This is a genomic window from Paenibacillus sp. JJ-100, assembly GCF_948329825.1.
In the GTDB taxonomy this organism is placed as follows: Bacteria; Bacillota; Bacilli; order Paenibacillales; family Paenibacillaceae; genus Paenibacillus.
The window spans coordinates 241,587-264,405 of sequence record NZ_CAOJCM010000004.1; the positions used below are offsets into that span (position 1 = coordinate 241,587).

At 43.8% G+C, this 22,819-nt stretch carries 24 protein-coding genes; 23 read left to right on the plus strand and 1 reads right to left on the minus strand.

Annotation, left to right across the window (positions count from 1 at the left end; all coding sequences use genetic code 11):
• Window positions 1–50 precede the first annotated feature (50 nt).
• The gene (locus tag PQG66_RS16965; protein ID WP_272038922.1) at window positions 51–419 is read right to left on the minus strand and encodes a helix-turn-helix domain-containing protein; all 369 of its coding nucleotides are present in this window, start codon (window positions 417–419) and stop codon (window positions 51–53) included.
• Between the two features lie 331 nt (window positions 420–750).
• Between PQG66_RS16965 and PQG66_RS16970 the strand changes: the two genes are divergently transcribed.
• From PQG66_RS16970 to PQG66_RS17080, 23 genes are all read left to right on the plus strand, one after another.
• Entirely contained in the window at window positions 751–1,188 is a 438-nt protein-coding gene (locus PQG66_RS16970) for a hypothetical protein (protein ID WP_272038923.1), read from the plus strand.
• A 153-nt stretch (window positions 1,189–1,341) separates the two neighbouring features.
• Window positions 1,342–2,100 carry a tyrosine-protein phosphatase gene (locus tag PQG66_RS16975; protein ID WP_272038924.1) on the plus strand — a complete coding sequence of 253 codons (759 nt, stop codon included), beginning with the start codon at window positions 1,342–1,344 and terminating at the stop codon, window positions 2,098–2,100.
• A 67-nt stretch (window positions 2,101–2,167) separates the two neighbouring features.
• The gene (locus PQG66_RS16980; protein ID WP_272038925.1) at window positions 2,168–2,917 is read left to right on the plus strand and encodes a YveK family protein; all 750 of its coding nucleotides are present in this window, start codon (window positions 2,168–2,170) and stop codon (window positions 2,915–2,917) included.
• Window positions 2,898–3,581: a CpsD/CapB family tyrosine-protein kinase gene (locus PQG66_RS16985; protein ID WP_272038926.1), complete on the plus strand. Its 684-nt coding sequence runs from the start codon at window positions 2,898–2,900 to the stop codon at window positions 3,579–3,581. The genes PQG66_RS16980 and PQG66_RS16985 overlap by 20 nt, the downstream gene beginning before the upstream one ends.
• Window positions 3,582–3,792: 211 nt before the next feature.
• Window positions 3,793–4,701, plus strand: a complete 909-nt coding sequence (galU, locus tag PQG66_RS16990) for a UTP--glucose-1-phosphate uridylyltransferase GalU (RefSeq protein ID WP_272038927.1) — start codon at window positions 3,793–3,795, stop codon at window positions 4,699–4,701.
• A complete protein-coding gene (locus tag PQG66_RS16995) occupies window positions 4,698–5,366 on the plus strand; it encodes a sugar transferase (RefSeq protein ID WP_272038928.1) in 669 nt (222 codons plus the stop codon). Before galU ends, PQG66_RS16995 begins: the two co-directional genes overlap by 4 nt.
• Before the next feature lie 32 nt (window positions 5,367–5,398).
• The gene (locus PQG66_RS17000; protein ID WP_272038929.1) at window positions 5,399–6,367 is read left to right on the plus strand and encodes an NAD-dependent epimerase/dehydratase family protein; all 969 of its coding nucleotides are present in this window, start codon (window positions 5,399–5,401) and stop codon (window positions 6,365–6,367) included.
• A 31-nt stretch (window positions 6,368–6,398) separates the two neighbouring features.
• Entirely contained in the window at window positions 6,399–7,592 is a 1,194-nt protein-coding gene (locus PQG66_RS17005) for a glycosyltransferase (protein ID WP_272038930.1), read from the plus strand.
• A 1-nt stretch (window position 7,593) separates the two neighbouring features.
• On the plus strand, window positions 7,594–8,907 hold the full coding sequence (locus PQG66_RS17010; protein WP_272038931.1) for an O-antigen ligase family protein: 1,314 nt from the start codon (window positions 7,594–7,596) through the stop codon (window positions 8,905–8,907).
• Window positions 8,904–10,064 carry a glycosyltransferase gene (locus PQG66_RS17015; protein ID WP_272038932.1) on the plus strand — a complete coding sequence of 387 codons (1,161 nt, stop codon included), beginning with the start codon at window positions 8,904–8,906 and terminating at the stop codon, window positions 10,062–10,064. The genes PQG66_RS17010 and PQG66_RS17015 overlap by 4 nt, the downstream gene beginning before the upstream one ends.
• A gap of 1 nt (window position 10,065) precedes the next feature.
• Window positions 10,066–11,148: a glycosyltransferase family 4 protein gene (locus PQG66_RS17020; protein ID WP_272038933.1), complete on the plus strand. Its 1,083-nt coding sequence runs from the start codon at window positions 10,066–10,068 to the stop codon at window positions 11,146–11,148.
• 37 nt (window positions 11,149–11,185) lie between these two features.
• The gene (locus PQG66_RS17025) at window positions 11,186–12,331 is read left to right on the plus strand and encodes a glycosyltransferase family 4 protein (RefSeq protein WP_272038934.1); all 1,146 of its coding nucleotides are present in this window, start codon (window positions 11,186–11,188) and stop codon (window positions 12,329–12,331) included.
• Between the two features lie 25 nt (window positions 12,332–12,356).
• Window positions 12,357–13,253, plus strand: coding sequence for a glycosyltransferase (locus PQG66_RS17030; protein WP_272038935.1), 897 nt, complete (start codon window positions 12,357–12,359; stop codon window positions 13,251–13,253).
• The gene (locus tag PQG66_RS17035; protein ID WP_272038936.1) at window positions 13,253–14,638 is read left to right on the plus strand and encodes a lipopolysaccharide biosynthesis protein; all 1,386 of its coding nucleotides are present in this window, start codon (window positions 13,253–13,255) and stop codon (window positions 14,636–14,638) included. Before PQG66_RS17030 ends, PQG66_RS17035 begins: the two co-directional genes overlap by 1 nt.
• Window positions 14,604–15,596 (plus strand): polysaccharide pyruvyl transferase family protein, encoded by a 993-nt coding sequence (locus PQG66_RS17040; protein ID WP_272038937.1) that lies wholly within the window; start codon window positions 14,604–14,606, stop codon window positions 15,594–15,596. The genes PQG66_RS17035 and PQG66_RS17040 overlap by 35 nt, the downstream gene beginning before the upstream one ends.
• Before the next feature lie 50 nt (window positions 15,597–15,646).
• A complete protein-coding gene (locus PQG66_RS17045; protein WP_272038938.1) occupies window positions 15,647–17,035 on the plus strand; it encodes a sugar phosphate nucleotidyltransferase in 1,389 nt (462 codons plus the stop codon).
• On the plus strand, window positions 17,032–18,363 hold the full coding sequence (locus PQG66_RS17050; protein WP_272038939.1) for a UDP-glucose dehydrogenase family protein: 1,332 nt from the start codon (window positions 17,032–17,034) through the stop codon (window positions 18,361–18,363). Before PQG66_RS17045 ends, PQG66_RS17050 begins: the two co-directional genes overlap by 4 nt.
• A gap of 39 nt (window positions 18,364–18,402) precedes the next feature.
• Window positions 18,403–19,317 (plus strand): LCP family glycopolymer transferase, encoded by a 915-nt coding sequence (locus PQG66_RS17055; RefSeq protein ID WP_272038940.1) that lies wholly within the window; start codon window positions 18,403–18,405, stop codon window positions 19,315–19,317.
• Window positions 19,318–19,441: 124 nt separating this feature from the next.
• The gene (locus tag PQG66_RS17060; protein ID WP_272038941.1) at window positions 19,442–19,909 is read left to right on the plus strand and encodes a VanZ family protein; all 468 of its coding nucleotides are present in this window, start codon (window positions 19,442–19,444) and stop codon (window positions 19,907–19,909) included.
• Window positions 19,910–20,022: 113 nt separating this feature from the next.
• Window positions 20,023–20,535 carry a hypothetical protein gene (locus PQG66_RS17065; protein ID WP_272038942.1) on the plus strand — a complete coding sequence of 171 codons (513 nt, stop codon included), beginning with the start codon at window positions 20,023–20,025 and terminating at the stop codon, window positions 20,533–20,535.
• 301 nt (window positions 20,536–20,836) lie between these two features.
• Window positions 20,837–21,085 carry a hypothetical protein gene (locus PQG66_RS17070; protein ID WP_272038943.1) on the plus strand — a complete coding sequence of 83 codons (249 nt, stop codon included), beginning with the start codon at window positions 20,837–20,839 and terminating at the stop codon, window positions 21,083–21,085.
• Between the two features lie 30 nt (window positions 21,086–21,115).
• The gene (locus PQG66_RS17075) at window positions 21,116–22,027 is read left to right on the plus strand and encodes an ABC transporter ATP-binding protein (RefSeq protein ID WP_272038944.1); all 912 of its coding nucleotides are present in this window, start codon (window positions 21,116–21,118) and stop codon (window positions 22,025–22,027) included.
• Window positions 22,011–22,811: an ABC transporter permease gene (locus PQG66_RS17080; protein WP_442955114.1), complete on the plus strand. Its 801-nt coding sequence runs from the start codon at window positions 22,011–22,013 to the stop codon at window positions 22,809–22,811. The genes PQG66_RS17075 and PQG66_RS17080 overlap by 17 nt, the downstream gene beginning before the upstream one ends.
• The last annotated feature ends 8 nt before the right edge of the window (window positions 22,812–22,819 follow it).

Here is a 22,819-nt window from a genome sequence, read left to right on the forward strand (position 1 = left end):
GATCAGGATCTACTCGGAAACTGGGTTTTCTTTGCGCATGAAGCCCTGATTTAATCCATACTTCGTTCCATTCTAACAAAAGCAATAAAGCGGCGTGCTTCTTCCTCGGTTAATGGTTTACCATCGATCATCAAATCAAAACGCTCCAACACTTCCTTGTCTGACAATTCAAGCGCATCAACGAATTCACGCACATCTTCATCCATGACCGTATCACTCTGCTTCGTACGTCCAATCAAATAATCTATGGACACGTCGAAGATATCAGCGAGCCGTGTTAACACCTCGAAATCCGGTTTGCGCCGGTTCTTCTCGTAGTGGGAGAGGGCCGCTCTGGTAATATGAATGGAGTTCGCAAGTTCTTCTTGAGTAAGTCCCCGCTGTTCTCTTAATTCAGCAATGCGATTTCCGTAGCTCATATGCTATTTCCCCCTGAACACCATCATATATATTGATAACAATTTTGAGCCAAGTAAATTTTTAATCAGGGCAAGCTTTCCTGCTAATGTACTACGCTCATATGTCTCATATAATTCATTTGTAAATAGGTCTGTCTAAGGACATCTCAAATTGTCGTAAATCAAAAGAACCATGTCCAAATACCGCTTGACATGATACGTTTTGTATCGTAAATTGAACGTATAGAGTTACAAAATGTATCATTTGACTATTTTAAGTATTTCCACATGGCCTGTACATCATACATATCAAAAGCAACGGCAGGCTAATCCATCCTAAAGGAATGAAAGCATGAATTCAAAAAATCTTCAGGAATGGGCTGATCTGAAACTAAATGTCCATATGTACATTCAGGAGTTTCATGGAAAAATGGTAGACCGCAAAAGACGTCCCGTCTTGTTACTTGGTATGGACACACAAGCGATCACTTTCCTGAGCGACCTGAACCTGCCGGTATTGTCAGAAATGCTATTGGGTTTAGATGTAGAAGACAGCCGCGTATGCGTCAGACTTCAGGCTAAGCTGCAATGGAAACAACCCTTTGGAGAACTAACATTGTATCATTCGAATTTGCATATTCAGGAAGACCAGACACTATATATAACTGGACAGTTAAACAGGATGCTTACCGAGATTGAATTTGAGGCTGTTTCCCGTTTCGATTATGGGAAGGCATCAGACCCATCACACCAGTTAAAACCTTATCGTTACATTGATTTTACCGCATAAAACTCGTTTGGAGTCTTAACTTTTTCTAATCAATCATGCACTTAACGCCATTTTACTATATTTTATAACGTTATGCATTAGTTCTTTAACACCAAAAGCATTTGCACAACGAATATAGGCGTAAGGAGGATCATACATTGAGGAAGTTTGGATATGGTTGAAATGCACTGCCACATTTTATTCGGTCTGGATGATGGTCCTGTTCAAATGGAGCAGTCCGTTGCGATGGCTGAGAAGGCGGCAGCCTCAGGAATTACCTCCATTATTGCAACTCCGCATCACCTGAACGGACGATATAACAATGAACCAAAGGTAGTCAATCAAGCTGTCCATATGCTTCGTGCAGAACTTGCTAGACGAAATATTCGTTTGCAGATTGGTCCCGGACAGGAGATCAGAGTGCACGACAGATTGATTGAAGACTTGTATGCAGGGAAATGCTGCACACTTGCCGGTAGTCGTTACATGTTGCTGGAGCTGCCCTTTGGTCATATTCCCTCACAGTTCCCGGGAATACTGCATGAACTGCGAATCGCGGGAATTACCCCTATTATTGCTCATCCGGAACGCAACCTTGTTATTTTGAAAAAACCGTTGCTGTTGACCGATTACTTGAGACAAGGTGGACTATGCCAGCTTACGGCCGAATCTTTCACTGGGCTTTTCGGGCGAAAAGTTCAGAAATGGTGTTTTCATTTTTGCAAAGAAAATGGGTTTCATTTCATTTCATCAGATGCGCATGATACTTGCAAACGGACATTCAAGCTGAACACAGTTTATCCTCTGCTTGAAAGACGTTTAGGTCGTTATTATATTCAGCGATGGCAAGAGAATGCACGATCAATATGGAACAACCAACGTGTTAGGGCTGAAACACCAGCGAAGAAAAAGCGAAGCTTTTTGTTCTGGTAAGCAGCTATGGATGTACTAAAGATATGTTCACATTATCCTTGTTGATTGGAATGGGAGGAGTACTGAAATGGAACTGAAAGAGTATATACACATTTTACGTAAACGAATATGGATCATCTTTGCTTTCGTAGCTGTCGCTTGCATTGGTGCAGGAGTCAAAAACTATTTCTTCACAGTACCGATCTATGAAGCTAGCGCGAAATTAATCATCAACCAGACATATAATGCTCAAGGTGTTCCGAGTCTGGATATTGGAACCATTCAGACGAATATTAAAGTGATCAACTCTTATATGGAGATTATTAAATCTTCTGCGATTCTTGACAAAGTGGCAACTACATACCCCGATCTTGGCATGACCGGTAATCAATTAGGGCAAAACCTTCGTGTTTCCACTGCCAATGAGTCCCAGGTTATGAGTCTGACCGCTATGGGGCTATCATCCGAAAAAGCGGCGAAAACCGTAAATGCAGTAGCGAAAGTGTTCAAATCCCAAATCCCCGTAATTATGAAAGTAGACAACGTTACGATCCTGAGTGAAGCGAAACCTACGGATTCCTCCAATCCTGTTAACGTCAATCCCATCATTAATCTTTTAATTAGTTTTATTGTCGGTCTCCTGCTTGCAGTGGGCTTTGTATTCCTACTGGAATATCTGGATGACACCTTAAAAACGGAAGATGAATTGGAAAAAGAACTGAATCTTCCTGCACTTGCGGTCATCTCCAAGGTTAGAAAAGACGAAAGCCGTTTATCCAAACAGTCTTCCATATCCAAACAGGTAGGTGATGGACAATATGTCACGATTAACCAATGAACGAGTGGGCCTAGTCACGATGGCTAATCCCAGATCTACATCCTCGGAAGCCTATCGAAAGTTAAGAACTAATATTCAGTTTTCATCTATAGACAGTCAGATTCAAACCATCATGATTGCTTCGGCCTCATCAGGCGAGGGGAAAACGACGACGATTGGCAACCTGGCAGTCACCTATGCGCAGGAAGGGAAAAAGGTTCTGCTTATGGATACGGATCTGCGTAAACCGGCAGTCCACCTGATGTTTAATGTGCCTAACCACGTGGGGCTGACCAGTGTGTTATCGAGTCAATATCAAGTGAAAGAAGTGCTTCGAGAAACCGGTGTAGAAGGTCTTCATGTGTTATCATCCGGACCTATTCCGCCTAATCCTTCAGAGATGATCGGTTCTCGCAAAATGACGGCACTGCTTGAGAATTTGAAGGAAGAGTACGATGTTATTTTGTTTGATACCCCGCCAGTTCTGAACGTGACAGATGCATTAATTATCAGTTCATTATGTGATGGTGTCATTCTTGTGGTGAATGCAGGCAAGGTGAAGAAGGATCTGGTCAAAAAGGCAAAAGCCCATCTTGAACATGTGAATGCACGTATTCTGGGTGCGGTGCTGAACAATGTGCAGGTCCCCAAGAGACGTAATAACGGTTATGGGGAACAGGGATAACCGACGTAATACATCTTTACATTTCTATATCAGCTTAAAAGGTCATGTCTACTATACCTCTATCAAGGTAGGCACTCGGTCACACTGTGGGTTGTGAACCTTAGACGTGTATCGTCAGGGGTGTGATGTGAGGAGGGGTTCAATGCCCTAGTATGAATGATTTTTTTCATGTTTTCATTGCTAAATAAAAAATATGGATAGGGTGATATCTATGACAAAGGTGAGAAAAGCGATTATCCCCGCTGCTGGATTGGGAACCCGATTTTTACCTGCTACTAAAGCAATGCCTAAGGAAATGCTCCCTATTGTGGACAAACCGACTATCCAGTACATCGTTGAAGAGGCGGTTGCTTCCGGTATTGAGGACATCATTATCGTTACCGGTAAAGGGAAACGTGCCATTGAGGATCATTTTGACAGTGCGTTTGAACTGGAGCATAACCTGCTAGAGAAAGGAAAGCTCAGTTTACTGGAAGAAGTACGGAAGTCCTCGAACGTGGATATTCATTACATAAGACAGAAAGAAGCACTTGGACTTGGGCATGCTGTCTGGTGTGCTAGGAACTTCATAGGCAATGAACCCTTTGCGGTACTGCTTGGCGATGATATTGTTGTTTCGGAAGTACCGTGCTTGAGACAACTTATCGAGCAGTATGAAAGGGTACAACAGTCTGTACTTGGAGTGAAAACTGTAAGTCCGAGTGAAACATACCGCTATGGAATTATTGATCCGTTGCATACGGATGGACGCTTATCTTCGGTCAGAAGTATGGTTGAAAAGCCTCCTCTAGGTTCAGCACCTTCGAACCTGGCGATCATGGGACGATACATTTTGACACCGAAAATTTTTGAATATCTGGAAGAGCAAAATGTAGGTGCAGGCGGTGAAATTCAGCTCACAGATGCGCTACAAAAGCTGAATCATGATGAAGGCATCAGTGCCTACGATTTTGAAGGCTCCAGGTTCGATGTAGGGGAGAAGCTGGGTTACATTCTCACGACATTGGATTTTGCTCTCAAAAATAAAGAGCTGCGTGCACCTGTGCTGATGGCAATAGAAGAGATTTTAATGAAAGAACAAATGAATCAAATCCTTGTAGCTGGAGGGGATAGTCTGTGAATCTATCAGAACCGGAATACTTTGGGAGTGGGGAATCCCTGGTCAAAGACGGCAATGCCGTAGTGCTCGAGCAGCCATACTCACAACGTGTTGGCGGGTACGCGGATGTAATAAAACCATTTGCCGACTTTGTCATTGCCATTCTGTTACTGCTGATCACATTACCGGTTATGCTGGTTTCGGCTATATTGATTAAACTGGATTCGAAGGGACCTGTCATCTTTAAGCAGGAACGATACGGAAAGAACGGAGTTAAATTTAACATTTATAAATTCAGAACAATGCGTACAGATGCTCCCCAATACGGACTCTCTCCAACGACGAGCCATGACCCAAGGATTACACGACTGGGCAGAATACTGCGTAAGACGAGTCTGGATGAACTTCCGCAGTTGCTTAACATTATTAAGGGCGATATGAGTTTTATCGGACCAAGACCTGAGATGAAACGAATCGTAGAGGAATGTTATACCGATCTGGAGCGCAGGCGTTTTCTCGTTAAACCAGGAATTACAGGATTATGGCAGGTGAGTGAGGCTCGCAAAGAGCCGATCCATCATAATCTGCAGTATGACTTCCATTATATAGCGAATGTATCACTGAAAATGGACATCACCATCATATTTAAAACGATCGGTGTAATGATTAAAAGCAATACCTTCTAAACATTTTTGATAATGATGTGGAGTGTGATGTAATGAAACATATTGTAGTAACAGGTGCAGCCGGATTTCTAGGTTCTCATCTCGTACAGTCGTTGATTAGTCAAGGACATCGGGTGACTGGGATCGATAATCTTTCAACGGGTGTGATCCGTAATCTGGCAGAGGTCATCCAGAATCCTTTATTTGTGTTTCATGAGACTGATGTTACACATTCCGATGTAATGGATATTTTCAGTGATCAGCAAGTAGATGAAGTGTATCATCTGGCATCGCCTGCATCGCCTAAGTTTTATCAAGCGGATGCCCTCGGAACCATATGGGTGAACACGCGAGGAACTTATCATATGCTGGAGCTGGCCCGGCTCAAAGGAGCGAAGTTCCTGTATTCTAGTACGAGTGAAGCTTATGGAGACCCCGAGATTCATCCACAACCTGAAAGTTATCGGGGCAATGTGAATACATGGGGACCAAGAGCTTGTTATGACGAAGCCAAGCGCCTAGGCGAAGTTTTCTGTTATGAATACTACACGAAACAACGTGTTTCCGTGAAAGTTGCGCGTATTTTTAACACATATTCCTCCGGACTACGTAATGATGACGGCCGTGTAATCTCTAATTTTGTCACGCAAGCACTGACGGGTCAGGATATTACAGTATACGGAGATGGGTCACAGACACGTTCCTTCTGTTATGTAGATGATAACATCCGAGGGTTACAGGCCTTCATGGCTGAAGACCGGGCGGACGGAGAGATTATCAATATTGGCAATCCTACAGAATACAGCATTCTTAAGGTAGCCCATCTGGTAAAACAATTGACACAATCGGAGAGTCAGATTGTATTCCTGCCATTACCAGCAGACGATCCAAAGGTCAGACGACCAGTGATTGATAAAGCCCGTGAAATATTAAACTGGGAACCCGAGATTGGTCTGGAAGAGGGATTAACACGTACGATCGAACATTATCGAGAAATGTTACAGATGCAGGAAACCTCCTAACAAGGAAGCTGAATAAAGCGAGTTGAGATGTATGCAAACCATATTGATTGCTCACAGTTTATATCCACCCCATGTGATCGGGGGGGCTGAGATATCCACCCAGATTCTCGCCCAGACGCTGGAGCCTAGTTATGACGTTAAAGTCATTACCGTAGGTGGTCATAAGGAGGGGGATGTCCAGACAGATACGGTGAACGGGATCGAAATCTCTCGGCTGCCATTTAACAATCGGTACTGGATTGGTGACACTACAAGGCAGACCAGCACCTCTGACAAAGTATTATGGCGGATTCAGGATATTTTTAATGCGAGGCAGTATCGGCATATTAAACAATTTCTGATGGTGCAACGTCCGGCCCTGATTCACACTCAGAATATTCCAGGCTTAAGTCTGGCCATCTGGAAAGCAGCATTTGAACTGAATATTCCGGTTGTGCACACGCTGCGTGATTTCTCATTGATTGAACCTATTGCCATTACGGCCTATTCCAAATTTTACAGACAGATCTCGAAATACTATAGCCGCAGAGTGTCATCGGTAATTGGCATATCTGAGCATGTGCTGAAGAAACACACCGATCTGGGATTCTTTGAGCATGCCTCCAAACATATCATTCATAACATTGTTGAACGTGATGATCCCGTCCAGCATTTTGATACGGATAAAAGAGTTCGTCATCATCAGCCGCTGCACATTGGATATTTTGGACAACTTACTGAAGTAAAAGGAGTTCATTATTTGATTGAGGCAGTTAAACAGCTGGATGAGCAGATCGTGAGGAAACTGTACATTCACGGAGATGGCCCTCTGCTCCATTCATTACAAGAGCTTGCAGAATCGGATTCTCGAATCATCTTCGTAGGCAAAATCGATAAAAAAGAAATCAACTCACAGATGAAAAAGATGGATCTCACGATTGTACCGTCCACATGGGATGAACCTTTTGGAAGAGTTATCATTGAATCGTATCAAGCAGGTACACCTGTCTATGCTTCAAAGGTTGGAGGGATCCCCGAGATTCTACTAGATGCGGAGACCTTCTCTTTTACTGCTCATCGTGCCGATGCAATTCGTGAATCCATTCTCCATTACTACGGACTGTCTGAAGCTAAAAAAAATGAACTAATGCTTCAATGCTGCGAGCACAGCTTATCCTTTAATGAAGATTATCTTCTCACTAGGCATGCCATCATTTACGAGAAGTTAATTGGAGGGGGACGCTAATATGTACATGACTTCTCTGAACGTCAAATCTCAATCTTTAGTTCAAGCGAGATCTGATGCACCTTCATCGGTAATGATGATATTGATTCATTTTCTGCTTCTCTATCTATCCATTTATGGCTTGGTCTCGATCTACGTGGATAATATTGTGATTCGTTCATTGAAGGACGCAGGCATGTTGCTGCTTGCGCTATATACACTTGCCCGAGTATATCGTCAGCAGGTTCAATTTTTGAATCTCTTTCTGTTTATTCTAGCTTCCCTTGTCGTGTTGGGATCGTTAAATGTACTGGTCGGTTCCAGCGTAGTGACTTTAATCTATGGAATTAAGATCACACTTTTACCGCTGGTAATGTTGTTTGCAGGCATGTTTATGGCCGAGCATGGTGGAATATACGCATTTGCCAGAACCAATCTGGTTATTTTTATTATGCTCATTGCAGGATGGTGTGCCCAATATGCGCTGGGTATAGAAAAATTAATCACTATGGGATTCGTATACGGAGTAAACATCAAAAACTATCTTGAAGGTGTGCCGCGTTTATCTTCAATTACGTATTCACCGGATGGTTATGCGTATGCATTGCTCATGACAGGCATTCTTGCTGAACAAACGAAGATGGCAGTGAAACATCGAAGCTTTCGCCTCGTGATTCAACTACTGACGATTAGCTTTTTGCTATTATCAACGATTCGATCAGCACTGTTACTCTGGTTGGTATATCAGGTGGTTCTGTTTTTGCTGAACATTCGCAAATACAATAAAAAGAATATTTTAGTTCTGGCGATGGTATTTATGACGCTGCCTGTGGTTGTATTTTTTGGAGGTCAGTTTCTGCAATCCAAAAATCTGCTGTCCAGTTCCTCTCTAATGGAACGACTGCAGACATGGGGGAGTAGCTTGACCTCTCCGTTTACCATGAATGGCATGATTGGCAATGGAATTGGTTCAGTAGGTGCTGCCAGCCGACGCACGCATATGATGGGACTCAACTCCAGCAATTTTGCGGTGGATAATCAGTATTTTTCTCTATATGAACAGACAGGTTGGATCGGGCTTGCTTACTTTTTTATGCTATTTATGTGGCTTTTGATTACACTGGTTAGACGAATGAATACTTCGTCTGACGTGGCAGGTTCCAGACGTTCTCAGATGGCTATAGCCCTCGGCGCTGGTGTGGCCGCAGCCAGTATGACGACCAATGTCCTTGAGCTGTTTCCAGCTAACGTCTTTTTCTGGATGTTCGTTGGTATGGCTCTATACCAGCATCGTAGTGCAGGAGATATACCTTATAAAGCGGGTGAGCGGGAATGAAGATTTTGCACATCGGAGAATATGTGGTGGGTGGAGTAGCCACGTATGTAAATGAGCTGGTCTCCTACCAGCGCGAAAGATTCGACGTTTATGTATTGATGAGTGATTATAACTCAGCTAAGGACTTTGATTTAGAGCCAGAACGCATTTTGCGTTACAGCTACAAGCGTCACCCGAAACATTTTTTCTCAGCGATGAGACAGATTCACCAAGCCATTCGGCGGATAAAACCAGATATTATTCATGTACACAGCTCATTTGCGGGCATGCTCGCAAGGGGCTTGTTTTTTTTTACACCGCGCAAAGCGAGTGTATTTTACTGTTCACACGGCTGGTCTTTTTTGATGGATACCAAACCCCTGCACAAAAAAGCTTATTTCATGATGGAAAAACTATTGGAGTTCAAAACGGATTTTATCGTAAATATTTCAAAATATGAAATGGAGCAGTCCATTCGTCTGGGAATGTCTACTGGCAAATCCCGCTTCGTCTATAGTGGCTTGCGTGACCGCAAGCCAAACAAACAAACAGAGCTGCCGCAAGCGATTGTGCAGTCTGAAGAAGATACGAGCATGATCCGGCTCTTGTTTGTAGGCAGATACGACCGGCAGAAAGGACTGGATCTACTCTTGGAAGTATTCAGGCAATATCCCGAGCTGCAGCAACACATTCAGTTATACATTATCGGTGACAGTGTTTTGGAAAAGAATGAGTGGACGTTTACGGATAATATGATCCGTCTAGGGTGGGTCAATAACGCAGAGATCGATCACTATTATGAGCAATGTGATGCGATCATTATGCCTTCTCGCTGGGAAGGACTACCTCTGGTTGCTCTGGAGGCGATGAAAAACCACAAAGCCGTCATTGCCAGCAATCGGGCTTCATTGCCAGAGCTGGTGACTCATGGCGTGAACGGGTACATCTTTGAACTTGAACAGCTTGAAGGATTGAGAGATATTCTAATGCAACTGGACAAGGAAACACTGACAGCTATGGGGGAGGCGGGACGTCAACTGTATAAAGAAAAGTTTAGCTCGGATCGAATGAATGAAGAATTCGTGAGTCTCTATTACGAAGCGAGAAATGTAGAGGTGAGCTTTCAGACCGCTCAGCCATCTTCCCGTTTGGAAATTTCTAAGAGGAATGGAGATTAACATGATTACAATATATATTAACGCCCGTTTCCTGACACAGACGGTTACCGGGGTACAGCGCTATGCGATTGAACTGGTGAAGGAAATCGACAATTTAATTGAAGCTGGAGAAGTGGACGGAAGCAAGGTTGAGTTTTGTCTGCTCTCACCTGCGAATATTATTACTCATCTTGAACTGAAGCATATTCGCCACCAGATTGTTGGCAGGCTGAAAGGCCATGTATGGGAACAGCTGGAATTACCTTTTTATGCAAAAAAAGGAATGTTGATTAATCTGTGCAACACAGGACCAGCTTTCAAACGTAATCAGGTCGTAACGATTCATGATGCCTCGGTGTTCAGTTATCCCAAGGCTTTTTCCTTTGCGTTTCGATCCTGGTATCAATTTTTAACCGTAAGATTAGGTAAGATTTCGAAAAAGGTCATAACGGTTTCTAACTTTTCCAAGGGTGAGCTCATTCAACATTGCAAAATTGCTGCACAGAAAGTATCCGTTACTCATCTGGGCATTGATCATATTCATCATAGGCAGGCTGCTCAAGGCACGCTTGAGAAGTATGGGATCAAGTCTCCCTATGTGCTCGCCGTCAGCACGATGAATCCTTACAAAAACTTCAAGCTGATCTTGGAGATTTTACCTGAGGTGAAGGCGCAGAATTTGAGTGTTGTTATCGTGGGATCGAAGAACAGCAAAGTATTCAGCAATCATGCTGTGAACGAGTCGGACGACGTGAATTGGGTAGGGTATGTGACAGATGAAGAGTTAAAAGCGTTGTACGAACATGCCACAGGTTTTATTTTTCCATCCTTATATGAAGGATTCGGCTTACCGCCACTAGAGGCGATGGCACTTGGCTGTCCGGTTATCGTGTCTTCTCGTGGCTCGATTCCAGAAGTGTGCGGAGAAGCTGGATTATACTTTGACCCACATTACCCTCAGGAAGCAGCTTCACGTCTCGTGGAGATGATGTCTGACCCGGAGCTTGGGAAGCGGATGTCCGTTCAGGGCAGAGAACATTCGGCCTTCTTCTCGTGGAACAAATGCGCCAAGGATACAGTCAACATTATTATGAGCACGGTATAAGCATGCCAAATGTATTCTTGTAAGGGAGATAAAGCGAATGAACAAAGTGTTTGTTGCGATTGATTTTCCGCCTGAAAAGGGAGGGATTCACGATTATGCCTTTGGGCTGATATCGCAGATCCCGGCAGAAGAGACTATCGTGCTAACCAATAAAATAAACAATGCGGTGGAATCCGAGCAGTTTGATCAGAAGAGTGATTTTCAAATCATTCGTAAACGAATATTTTCAGATTCCAATAAGCGGATGATGATCTTTTCACAGCTCATTTTGCTCATGCAACTGATTCTACTGAAATGGCGCAAAAATACGAAAGAAATTCACTTTGTGAACATATTCCCTGTAGGTCTGGCTGGTCCGCTCATGAAATTTTTGTTTAGAGTAAAATACTTTCCTTATGTTCATGGGCTCGATGTGATGGGCATGGTTAACAGCCGATTGTTCCCGCTTCTGTTGTTTATTCTGAAACGTGCGGACAAGGTCATTGCCAATAGTCAATATACGAAGTCGAAGCTGGTAGAGCTGGGAATTGCCGAGTCTCAGATCGTCATTATTCCACCGGGACTCAATGTGAATAAGTTAAGCGCGGATACAGGAAGCGAGGAAGATATTCGGGCTAAGTATGATCTGCATGGCAAAAAGGTGATGATTACCGTCTCACGACTTGTCGAACGCAAAGGGCATGATGTCACTCTCAAAGCAGTAAGTCATATTGTTAAACGCATTCCTAATCTAAAGTACGTAATATGTGGAGATGGTCCCTATAAGGAAGAGCTGGAACGGTTGGTCATTCAGTATGGACTTGATTCTGTCGTTGTATTTACAGGGCGCACAACCGATCATGAGCTGCATCAGTTATATGAATGTTCAGACCTCTTCATCATGCCTAGCCGGGATATTAAGGAGAAAGGTGATGTAGAAGGGTTCGGGATTGTATTTCTGGAGGCGAACTATTATCGGTTACCAGTCATAGCGGGCAATAGTGGCGGGATTCCAGATGCTGTGAAGGATAACATCACCGGTTATCTTGTAGACCCTGTTAATGATGAGGAAATTGCCATGCGAATTGAACAATTAATTACTGACGAGGGACTAGCTAGAACGATGGGGGATAACGGATACGACTGGGTGACTAATCATTGTCTGTGGTCGCATCGTGGGCAGTTGTTAAAGCAGCTAGCCTAAATATAAATGTAATCGGGGTGAGAGCATGAGGGCTTCTGTAGCCATTTGTACACACAACAGAGCAGTAGACACCATGCAGGCTGTTGAGAGTGTGTTGAAAGGAGATACCGACCATAACGATTATGAAATTTTGGTCGTTGATAACCATTCAACAGATCATACCAAAGAATTATTTGATTCTTCCCAGTTCCCGGGGCATGTGCGATATATTTTTGAAGCACAATTAGGTTTGTCTTATGCAAGAAATCGAGCAATTAAGGAAGCGAAGGGCGAGTTTGTTTTATTTCTGGATGATGATGCTCTAGCGTGCCCTACATGGATCAATGAAGTCCTCAAAATATTTGATATGGATTCCCGGATTGGTTGTGTGGGGGGAAAGATTGTCCCGATATGGGAAGGCGGGAGGCCCGAATGGATACCACAGGAGATAGTCAGTTTGTATACATTAATGGACTTTTCAGACAAAGTGGTTGAAATGCAAGCACCTTCTATTCCATTTGGAGCTAATGTAGCATTTAGAAAATGTATTTTTCAGCATTTAGAACCGTTCAGAGAAGATTTGGGGCGGGTTGGCACGAATCTAATGTCCAGTGAAGAAAGTGAGTTAATCAGCCGGGTCCGCCAGGAGTATAAAGTTTTCTACAGTCCATACGCGGTTGTTGAGCACAAAATAGCAAAAAGCAGGTTAACGAAGCGTTGGTTATTGCGTCGGATGTATTGGCAAGGCATCAGTGATGCCACGCGATACAAGAAGAGTGCCTGGGGAATATTCAAGCATACGATAAGAATTGTTCAAGCAGCATTATTAATCATTATCTCTTTTAATAATGTGCAGAAGGTCATGAGTGAAATGGCTAAAATATCATACCGGAACGGTACAATTGTGGGATCTTTCCGAAACGGTAGAGGACTGAACACCTGATGAATATGGTGATGGCCCGTAAACCAAGACAGCGAAGCATCATTCAGAACATCGTCATGACGAGTATGGCTAATATTCTCATTATGGCTGTGACGACATTAACCTCGATCATTACAGCGCGAATGTTCGGTGCTACGGGGAAGGGAGAGATCGCTGCAGTTTTATTCTGGCCTGCTTTCATATCGGGTCTGGCTGCTTTTGGTCTACCCACTTCTTTAATTTATAATGTCAAAAAGAATAGCCATCAGCTGCCTGCTTATATCAGTATGAGTTTTGCGGTTCAGATCCCTATCAGTATCATCGCTGGAGTAATCAGTTGGTTTGGTATCCCGGCCTGGCTATCGGGATATTCCGAATCGGTTATTACGATTGCAAGGTGGTATACCGTGTCAATGGTTCCAGTCATGCTGCTGATGGGTGTACTTGCAGCTGCTGCTCAAGGGACGGATAAATTCCATATCTATAATCTGTCTCGCTTGCTGGCTCCTGTGTTAAATCTTGCAGGATTGGTTCTGCTGTGGATTGCTCAGGTATTGACAGTAGAAAGAGCCATTATCATTAGTTTTGCAAGCACAATCCTGGTGTTGATCTGTTATATGATTGCGATGCGTCAGCAAATATTCAGTTCGTTTAGCAAGCTGGCGTCTCAGTTTCAAACAGGAGTCCACTTATTCAGCTACGGTCTTCGTGTATACGGTGTGGAGCTGCTGGGAACGTTGTACAACCAATTCGATAAAATTATTATTTTGGCACTGCTGACGCCCAAAGATTTCGGTCTGTATTCGGTTGTGTTCGCTCTTTCGCGTATGTTTAATGTGGTGCAGACTGCAATTACGAATGTGGTTTTTCCAAAAGTGGCGGGCATGGAACAGCAACAAGTATTGTCTCTTGTGGGCAGAGCTTTTCGCATTAGTATGCTACTTATGACGATCATCATCATACCCAGTATGCTGATTGGTCGTTTTTTTATTGGCTTGTTGTTTGGTCCGGAATTTCTGGAGGCCAGCGGTGTGTTTTATTTGTTATCTCTAGAATGTATTGTTGGCGGAGGCTCCTGGATTTTGGCTTCGGCATTTAATGCGCTGGGAAGACCAGGTGTTATCGTACTTCGGCAGGTCATTGCGCTGGCTGTGACGATTACGTTGTTTTTTGTGCTTACTCCGATGTTTGGGTTATACGGCTTAGGGCTGGCGTTATTACTTGGTTCCTTTGTACGTATGTTGATGTCGTTAATATCCGTTTCAATCATTTTCAAAATGTCCATACTCAAAATGCTGTATAACAAGGAAGACATGGCCTTCCTCAAGCAAAAATGGAGAGATAAAAATCTATTCAAAGGAGCCAGAAGAGATGTCAAAAGTGCAAAAGACTCATCCCATGGATGAGTTGAAGAAACGACTTGAATCGATCCTGGAGGTTGTACCTCCTTATTCGAAGATTTACTACGTTGATTATCCCGTATATAGCAACGGTGGCGATATTCTAATCATGAAGGGAGCGGAAGCCTTTTTTAAGAGCAATAACATTAGGGTTTCTGCAAGATACAGCGTACATGACTTTCATGAAAACATTCATATCCCCGATGATCATATCATCGTTCTTAGCGGGGGAGGTAATTTCGGAGATTTGTATGATGCTCATCAGAACGTGAGAGAATTGATCGTTAAAAAATATCCTCGGCACAGAATTGTTGTTTTGCCGCAAACCATTTTTTATAAAGAAGAGTCCAATATCCAGAAAACCGCTGCTCTTTTTAACCAGCACAAGGATCTCCACTTGTATGTACGAGATGAGTCATCTCTTCAACTGGCAACGACGTACTTTCAACATTGTAAGGTAAAGCTTCTTCCGGATATGGCACATCAGCTTTGGCCGATCGAAGTTAAGCGTACACCAACTAGGGAGAAACTTCATTTTTTTAGAACGGATATTGAGAAAAATGCAGAGCAAACACAGTCAAAATCAGATGGAGATTACTTCGATTGGCCTACCTTGTACAACAAATATGAGCGTAAGCTGATCTACTACATCAGTAAAGGTTTAAAGAAACCTGCTTCACGTGCCATTTCCCAGTTCATATGGACGAAGTATAGTGACTACCTTGTGAATAAGGCTGTTCGATGCTTCGCCAATTATCGTGTGATTCATACATCCCGTTTACATGGTCACATTCTATCCTGTCTGATGGCTAAACCTAATCTGCTGATCGATAACTCTTACGGAAAGAACTCGGGATATTACCGGATATGGACACATGAAGTGAATACAGCCAACATGGATTCTACATCCACAGCAAGCTCTCCTCCCGTGCCTCAATATAGGGAATCAACCGCAACAGTGTAACGAAATCGTATCTCTTATGATCTTAAAATATATAGAGTGGAGTGGTTGTTATGAGAATCGTACTTCTCTCCGGTGGATCAGGTAAGCGGTTATGGCCGTTGTCCAACGACACGAGATCCAAACAGTTCCTGAAAGTACTTGAAGGTGAAGATGGACAGACAGAATCCATGGTACAGCGTGTATGGAAGCAACTGCAGCATACGGGACTGAGTGAACAAGCGACAATTGCAACGAGCAAACCGCAGGTCGAAATTTTGAGAAGTCAGTTAGGTTATGAAGTGGATCTGGTTGTTGAGCCTGAGCGTAGAGATACCTTTCCTGCAATCGCTTTGGCGGCAGTATATTTGTACTCTGTACAGGGAATTGGATTGAATGAAACGGTAGCTGTGCTTCCGGTTGACCCGTATGTAGAAGAATCTTTTTTTTATAAAGTAACTGAGCTGGAGGAAGTGCTGCACGATTCCGGTGCGGAGCTTGCATTAATTGGAGTGAAGCCAACATATCCGTCTGAAAAGTATGGATATATCATTCCAGAGCGTGTTGAAACGAAACAAGAGCAAGGTTATGCCAAAGTATCTCGTTTTCAAGAGAAACCCCGTGAAGCTGAAGCAGCAGAGATGATTGAACAATCTGCCCTTTGGAATTGCGGGGTTTTTGCATTCAAGCTGAATTATATCATCAACCTTCTGATTTCGCTTGAGTTGCCCATTCAGTACGAAGAAATGCTGAAACAATACGGTAGATTGCAGAAGATCAGCTTTGACTACCAAGTGGTAGAGAAAGCGGAGCATATTGTTGTCACACCCTATGAAGGATACTGGAAGGACCTTGGCACATGGAACACGCTGACAGATGAGATGAGCACCAATATTGTGGGCAAAGGTGTCATGACGAACAGCACGGTAAATACACATTTAATCAATGAATTAAACATTCCGGTATGTGTGCTGGGGGTATCTAACCTGATTGTGGCAACAAGTCCCGATGGCATTCTGGTCAGTGAGAAAGAGGCAAGTCCCCAGATCAAAGAAGTGCTTAAAGACAGTGCAGAGCGACCTATGTATGAGGAACGTCGCTGGGGCTGTTATAAAGTGCTCGATTATACACGCAATAAAAGAGGCGAAGAGGTGTTAACCAAACGTATCATCATCGAGCCGGAGAAAAACTTTTCTTACCAGTATCATCTCAAACGAAATGAAGTATGGACCGTCGTTTCAGGGCAAGGGGAGTTCATTATGGATGGTGAACTGAGACCTCTTCGCCAAGGAGATGTCGTTGTGATTCCTGCAGGTGGGAAGCATAGCGTCAAAGCGTTGACAGAACTCGAAATTATTGAGGTGCAGATGGGCAGTGAGCTGGTGGAAGAGGATATCGTTCGCATTGAGATGGAATGGCACGATATTTTACAAAATTGCGTGAATTGGGGGAAAACAAGATGAATATTGCGGTAATTGGAACAGGGTACGTAGGACTTGTGTCAGGAGTATGCTTTTCGGAGATCGGCAATCAGGTCATCTGTGTAGACAACAATGAGAAAAAAGTAGAGATGCTGAATGAGGGCGTCGTTCCCATCTACGAACCTGGTCTTAAAGAGTTAATGCTTTCTAATATGGAGGCAGGTAGATTATCTTTCACTTCACACATTGGCGAGGCTATCCACCAGTCGGACATTATTTTTATTGCTGTAGGCACACCTTCTCTGCCTAGCGGAGAGGCCAACCTGAGTTATGTGGAGCAAGTAGCAATCGAGATTGGCACTCATCTGGAAAACTACAAAATCATCGTCACCAAAAGTACCGTTCCAGTGGGCACCAATGATCGTATCCGTGATCTTATTCGTAGTATATCGCCCCAGCCGTTCGACGTAGCTTCTGTGCCTGAGTTTTTACGTGAGGGGTCTGCGATCAACGATACGCTCAATCCGGATCGGATTGTCATCGGGACTAACAGTGAAAGAGCGATCCAGACGTTAAAGAAACTTCATCGTCCTTTAACAAACAATCTGGTCATTACAGATATTCGCTCAGCCGAAATGATTAAGTACGCATCCAACGCATTTCTGGCAACGAAAATATCATTCATTAATGAAATCTCGAATATCTGTGAGAAAGTTGGAGCGGATGTTACACGCGTTGCAGAGGGCATGGGATACGATAAACGCATCGGGTCTGCTTTTTTAAAGGCAGGTATCGGTTATGGCGGTTCTTGTTTTCCTAAAGATACACAGGCACTGATCCAAATTGCAGGTATGGTGGATTATGATTTCAGGCTGTTAAAATCGGTCGTTCAGGTCAATCAGGACCAACGCATGCAAGTTATTTACAAGCTGGAGGAAGCTCTGGGTTCGTTGGCAGGAAAAACGATTGCGATCTGGGGGCTTGCGTTCAAACCAGACACAGACGATGTGCGAGATGCGCCAGCAATTGATATTATTCAGCATTTAATTGATGCTGGGTCTGAGGTTAAAGCATATGATCCGATTGCAACGGATAACTTCCGTAAAGAGCTCGACATTGCCACGATTTCGTGGGCAGATACCCCTCTTCACGCTGCTGAGGGCGCTGATGCACTCTGTGTACTGACGGAATGGAAGGAGTTTGCTCAGATTGATCTGCTAGCGGTAGCCCGATTAATGAAGGAGCCTGTGATGGTTGACGGTCGTAATGTGTACAGTGCGGAACAGATTCAAGCATCTGACTTCAATTATTATTCTGTGGGACGTCCAGGCCTGATCAAGCTGGAGGGGAAAGCAACGGCGATCATCTGATCTGTCCGTGATTATAATGAATGAGTGAGGAAGATCCCCATGAAAAAGTGGATGAAATGGACAGCGTGGATAATATCTCTGTTTGTTATCGTTGTGTTTGGTTATGCGATATATCTGTATCAATCCGTCAAATCAACTGCTGATCAGATTTATGAGCCGCGCAAACCGGTACAGCCTATTTCGGTAACCGATACGAGAGGTGGACTGCAAGTTGATTTTAAACGCAAAGAGCCTTTTAACGCATTGATTCTTGGGGTGGATGAGCGCCAGAACGACAGAGGACGCTCGGATACGATGATCGTTCTAAGTGTGAATCCGGGGAAAAAGAGAGTGCTTATGTTTAATATTCCGCGAGATACGCGAACCGAAATTGTGGGGCACAACACGGATGATAAGATCAATCATGCCTACGCCTTTGGAGGCGTGGATATGTCGATTGCGACAGTGGAGCAATTTTTAGGAACCCCCATTCATTATTACATGAAAGTGGATATGGAAGGGTTCTCTAAAATGATTGATCTCGTTGGTGGTGTGGATGTTAATAATCCGTTTGCTTTTGATTACGAGGGGAAGCAGTATGAACAAGGCAATATTCATCTGGATGGTGTAGCAGCACTGGGTTTCTCCAGAATGCGATATGATGACCCGAAGGGAGACCTCGGACGGAATGATCGTCAGCGAGAAGTTCTGAAGCAGATGATGAAGAACACGATGCAATTCTCCAGTGTGTTTCATCTTCAGAATATACTGGATGAATTGGGCACACATGTAAGGACAGATCTGACATTCGACGAGATGAAAGAGTTCCTTCTGGATTATCGGAGCGACCTGGAAGAGATTGAGACTATAGAAATTAAAGGGAAAGGCAAGAAGATCAACGGTATTTATTACTTTATCGTAGATCAACAAGAAAAGGAGCGCATTCACGGGCTCCTAAAGCAGAACTTGGAGTAGGAAAAGCACCGTCCGTGAAACAGCAGGGAAAGTGGTGATAACATTGCTGAAGGCGGAAAAACGGTCAACAAGGAAACAAAGATCTGAGCGGAAACGTCACCCATTTAGAACGATCCTATGGCTGATGTTGGCTGTTCTCTTGTGGATTGTGATCATCTGGTCGTTCTCTGCTCAATCCTATCAACAGCAGAACATTCAGCCGTGGCTTCACAAACTGTCGCAGAAGGTGCACATCGGGTTCACATTACCCGATGTGCAATTCACGTATAGTGGCTACGAATATTCGCTAAAACAGAGACCATATGCATTTGTGGAATTTCTCTTTCGCAAGACAGCGCATCTGTTTGTCTATGCAATACTTGCGATACTAGTCTACGCTGGGCTGCGATACAAGAGAGTACGTGCAATGAAATGTATTGCTGCGGCGCTAATGGTTGTGGTGATTATTGGCTCTATGGATGAATATATTCAACAATTTAGTCCTAATCGGACAAGTTCGGTCCGAGATGTCGGTGTAGACTTCATCGGTGGATGCTTTGGTATTGCGATCTATACAGGGATTCGAGCAGTGCGGGGGAGAAAGCCTCGTTGATTTCCCAGGAAATGCAGTGTGGGCCCCACCGAAACAATATCCTTGCAGTCTTAGCTTCTACTTGCTTGCAAACCATCATACATATGGGGTAGGCGGGACAAGGAGGTTAGATTATGCTGCGAAGAAGAAATCGTAATGCGCTGTTCAAAAAAATAGGATTTATGTTGTTTGTACTGCTCTTGCTCTGGCTCATCGGCAGAAGCATACCTGCTTTGTTCCGTGCAGATGCAGCGACTGAGGCAGCGACAGTAGTGGAAGAGTTCTACAAGTATGAACAAACGGGTGACTTTGGAAGCTCATGGGAGCTTTTTCACCCTCTAATGAAAGAGCGATTCCCTAAGAGTGCCTATGTGCAGAACAGGGCCCACATCTTTATGCAGCATTTTGGTGTGCAGACATTTGAATTGGAGATAGAACCACCGGAGCGGGTATTTGATGTGCAGATCGTGAAGGGCGTGAAACCATTCCCTCTAGCTTATAAAACAAAAGTAACACAGACGTATTCAGGGACTTTTGGAGAATTCGACCTTGTACAGACTTGCTACCTCGTCCAGGAGAATGAACAGTGGGAGCTACTATGGTATTATCCAGATGACAAGAGTAACAGCGAAGAACATTTGTCATGATAATACGCTATAATTCCACAAAAAAAGAGAAAGACATCGAGTGTTACATATTATGTGATGTATTTGAAGATTGAATGTGCCGATTTGTATCATTAGTCCCTAATAGAACGCTATAAATGCGAGACTTCTGTCGCGTTTATAGCGTTTTTTTTAGTTTTTAGCACTTTTTAATGGTTAAAAAGCTTGACAATAGTCCCGGTGTCAAGTAAATTACGAATCAGGATACAAAATGTATCAATTTTCTGCGCCTTACGACAAATAACAGGGGACTAGAGTCTTCCTGTGAGGGGAAGGTATTCCATTGAGTGAAACGGGCCGCTTTTACTGTGTCAGTTGTGGGATGATTGTATCCGTCTCTAGAGACGCTGCCCAGAAGGAAGAGGGCAATGGAGGCAATCATGTGTTTCGTACTGGATTTTACCGGAGTGAAATGCCGCTTGGATGCTGTGAAGCGTGTGTAGTAGAATCAAAACGGGAAGAGAAAACCCAGTTTACAGGACAATATTCCAAAGATTATGATACACTATGCTCATATGAGAAGCGGGCATAAAGTATGCCCGTCCATGAAGGAGAGGATGGAATGCAGCAGGAGCCAGTCGTCCGACTTCAGGGCGTCAGTAAAATCATTTCCTCCCGATCATTGGTCAGCGACCTGACCCTGGATATTTCTCCGGGCCAGGTTTTTGGTTTTTTAGGGCCCAATGGCGCGGGGAAAACAACAACGATTCGAATGATGGTAGGTCTCATGTCTATTAGTAAAGGAGATATTTTCATCTCTGGACACAGTGTCAAGAACGAGTTTGAGAAGGCGATATCTCAGGTAGGAGCCATTGTTGAAAATCCTGAGATGTACAAATTTCTGACGGGGTATCAGAATCTGGTCCATTTTGCACGTATGTCACCTGGTGTTACTAAGGAACGTATTGCAGAGACGATTGAACGTGTCGGTCTGGCAGCGCGTATCCACGATAAGGTTAAGACGTATTCATTAGGTATGCGTCAACGTCTTGGTGTAGCACAGGCTATATTACATAGACCTAAGTTGCTCGTACTGGATGAGCCAACGAATGGTCTTGATCCACAAGGTATAAGGGAACTAAGGGACTATCTGCGCCTTCTCACCCGTGAAGAGGGGATTACCGTCTTTGTATCCAGCCATCTATTATCTGAGATGGAACTGATGTGTGACACTGTCGCCATCATTCAGAATGGAAAATTGATAGATGTTCGAAATCTCCGAGATGAACAAGGTTCAGATGCATTAATGGAAGTGGCGTTTGAAGTGAATGATGGAGAACGTGCTGTTCAACTTATGGAGGGAGAGGCGGTTAATCAGGGGAATGTAATTGTGATGTCTCTCTCACGGGAACAGATTCCTGAGGTTAATGCCAAACTAGTTCGTGAAGGCGTGCAGGTCTATGGTATTCGTACTGTGACTCGTACGCTGGAGGATCAATTCTTACAAGTGACTGGAGGTGGCGGCATTGAGTAGTTTCGGCAATCTGCTACTGAATGAAAATATGAAGGTGTTCCGCCGTGCACGTACTTGGTTTATGTTGGCTATACTAGCGCTGATCTCCTTGCTACTTCCTCTGTTACTGAGAGAAGGCTTGGGGTCAAGTGGTGTTTTGTATTGGCAGCCCGCGGCTACAACGGTTCAGATTGCATTTTTCCTGAATACCATTTTCTGTGTGGTCATTGCAGCAGAATCGGTCGCTGGTGAATTCACATGGGGAACGATTAAACTGCTGTTGATACGTCCATGGTCTCGCAGCAAAATTCTCGCTTCCAAATATCTGACCGTAGTAGGGTTTAGTATAATGAGTACATTGCTCGTTATTGGATTGGCTATGTTAAGCTCTTATTTTCTGTTCTCCCATGATGTTCCGGCAGGGGGAAGTGTCAAGGCATCCAGTGCGTTAACAATGTGGCTCTATCTGTACATCGACCTGTTTATTACACTTGCGATAGCCTTTATGGTATCCTCGGTATTTCGTTCGGGTGCGCTTGCGATCGGTTTATCCCTGTTTATTATGTTTACGCAAAGTATATTCTCAGCGATCTTTAACACGGAACGATATGAATGGGCCAAATATGTTCTATTCAACAACATGGATCTGAGCAGATATATGAACACTTCATCAGAGCTGGGCTTCATGACTGGTCCAAGTGATGGGATGACTCTCGGGTTCTCAATAGCCGTGCTCGCCGTATATTATGTAATCTTTATGGTAATATCCTGGGTTGTGTTCAACAAAAGAGATGTGGCAGGTTAATTCCTGCC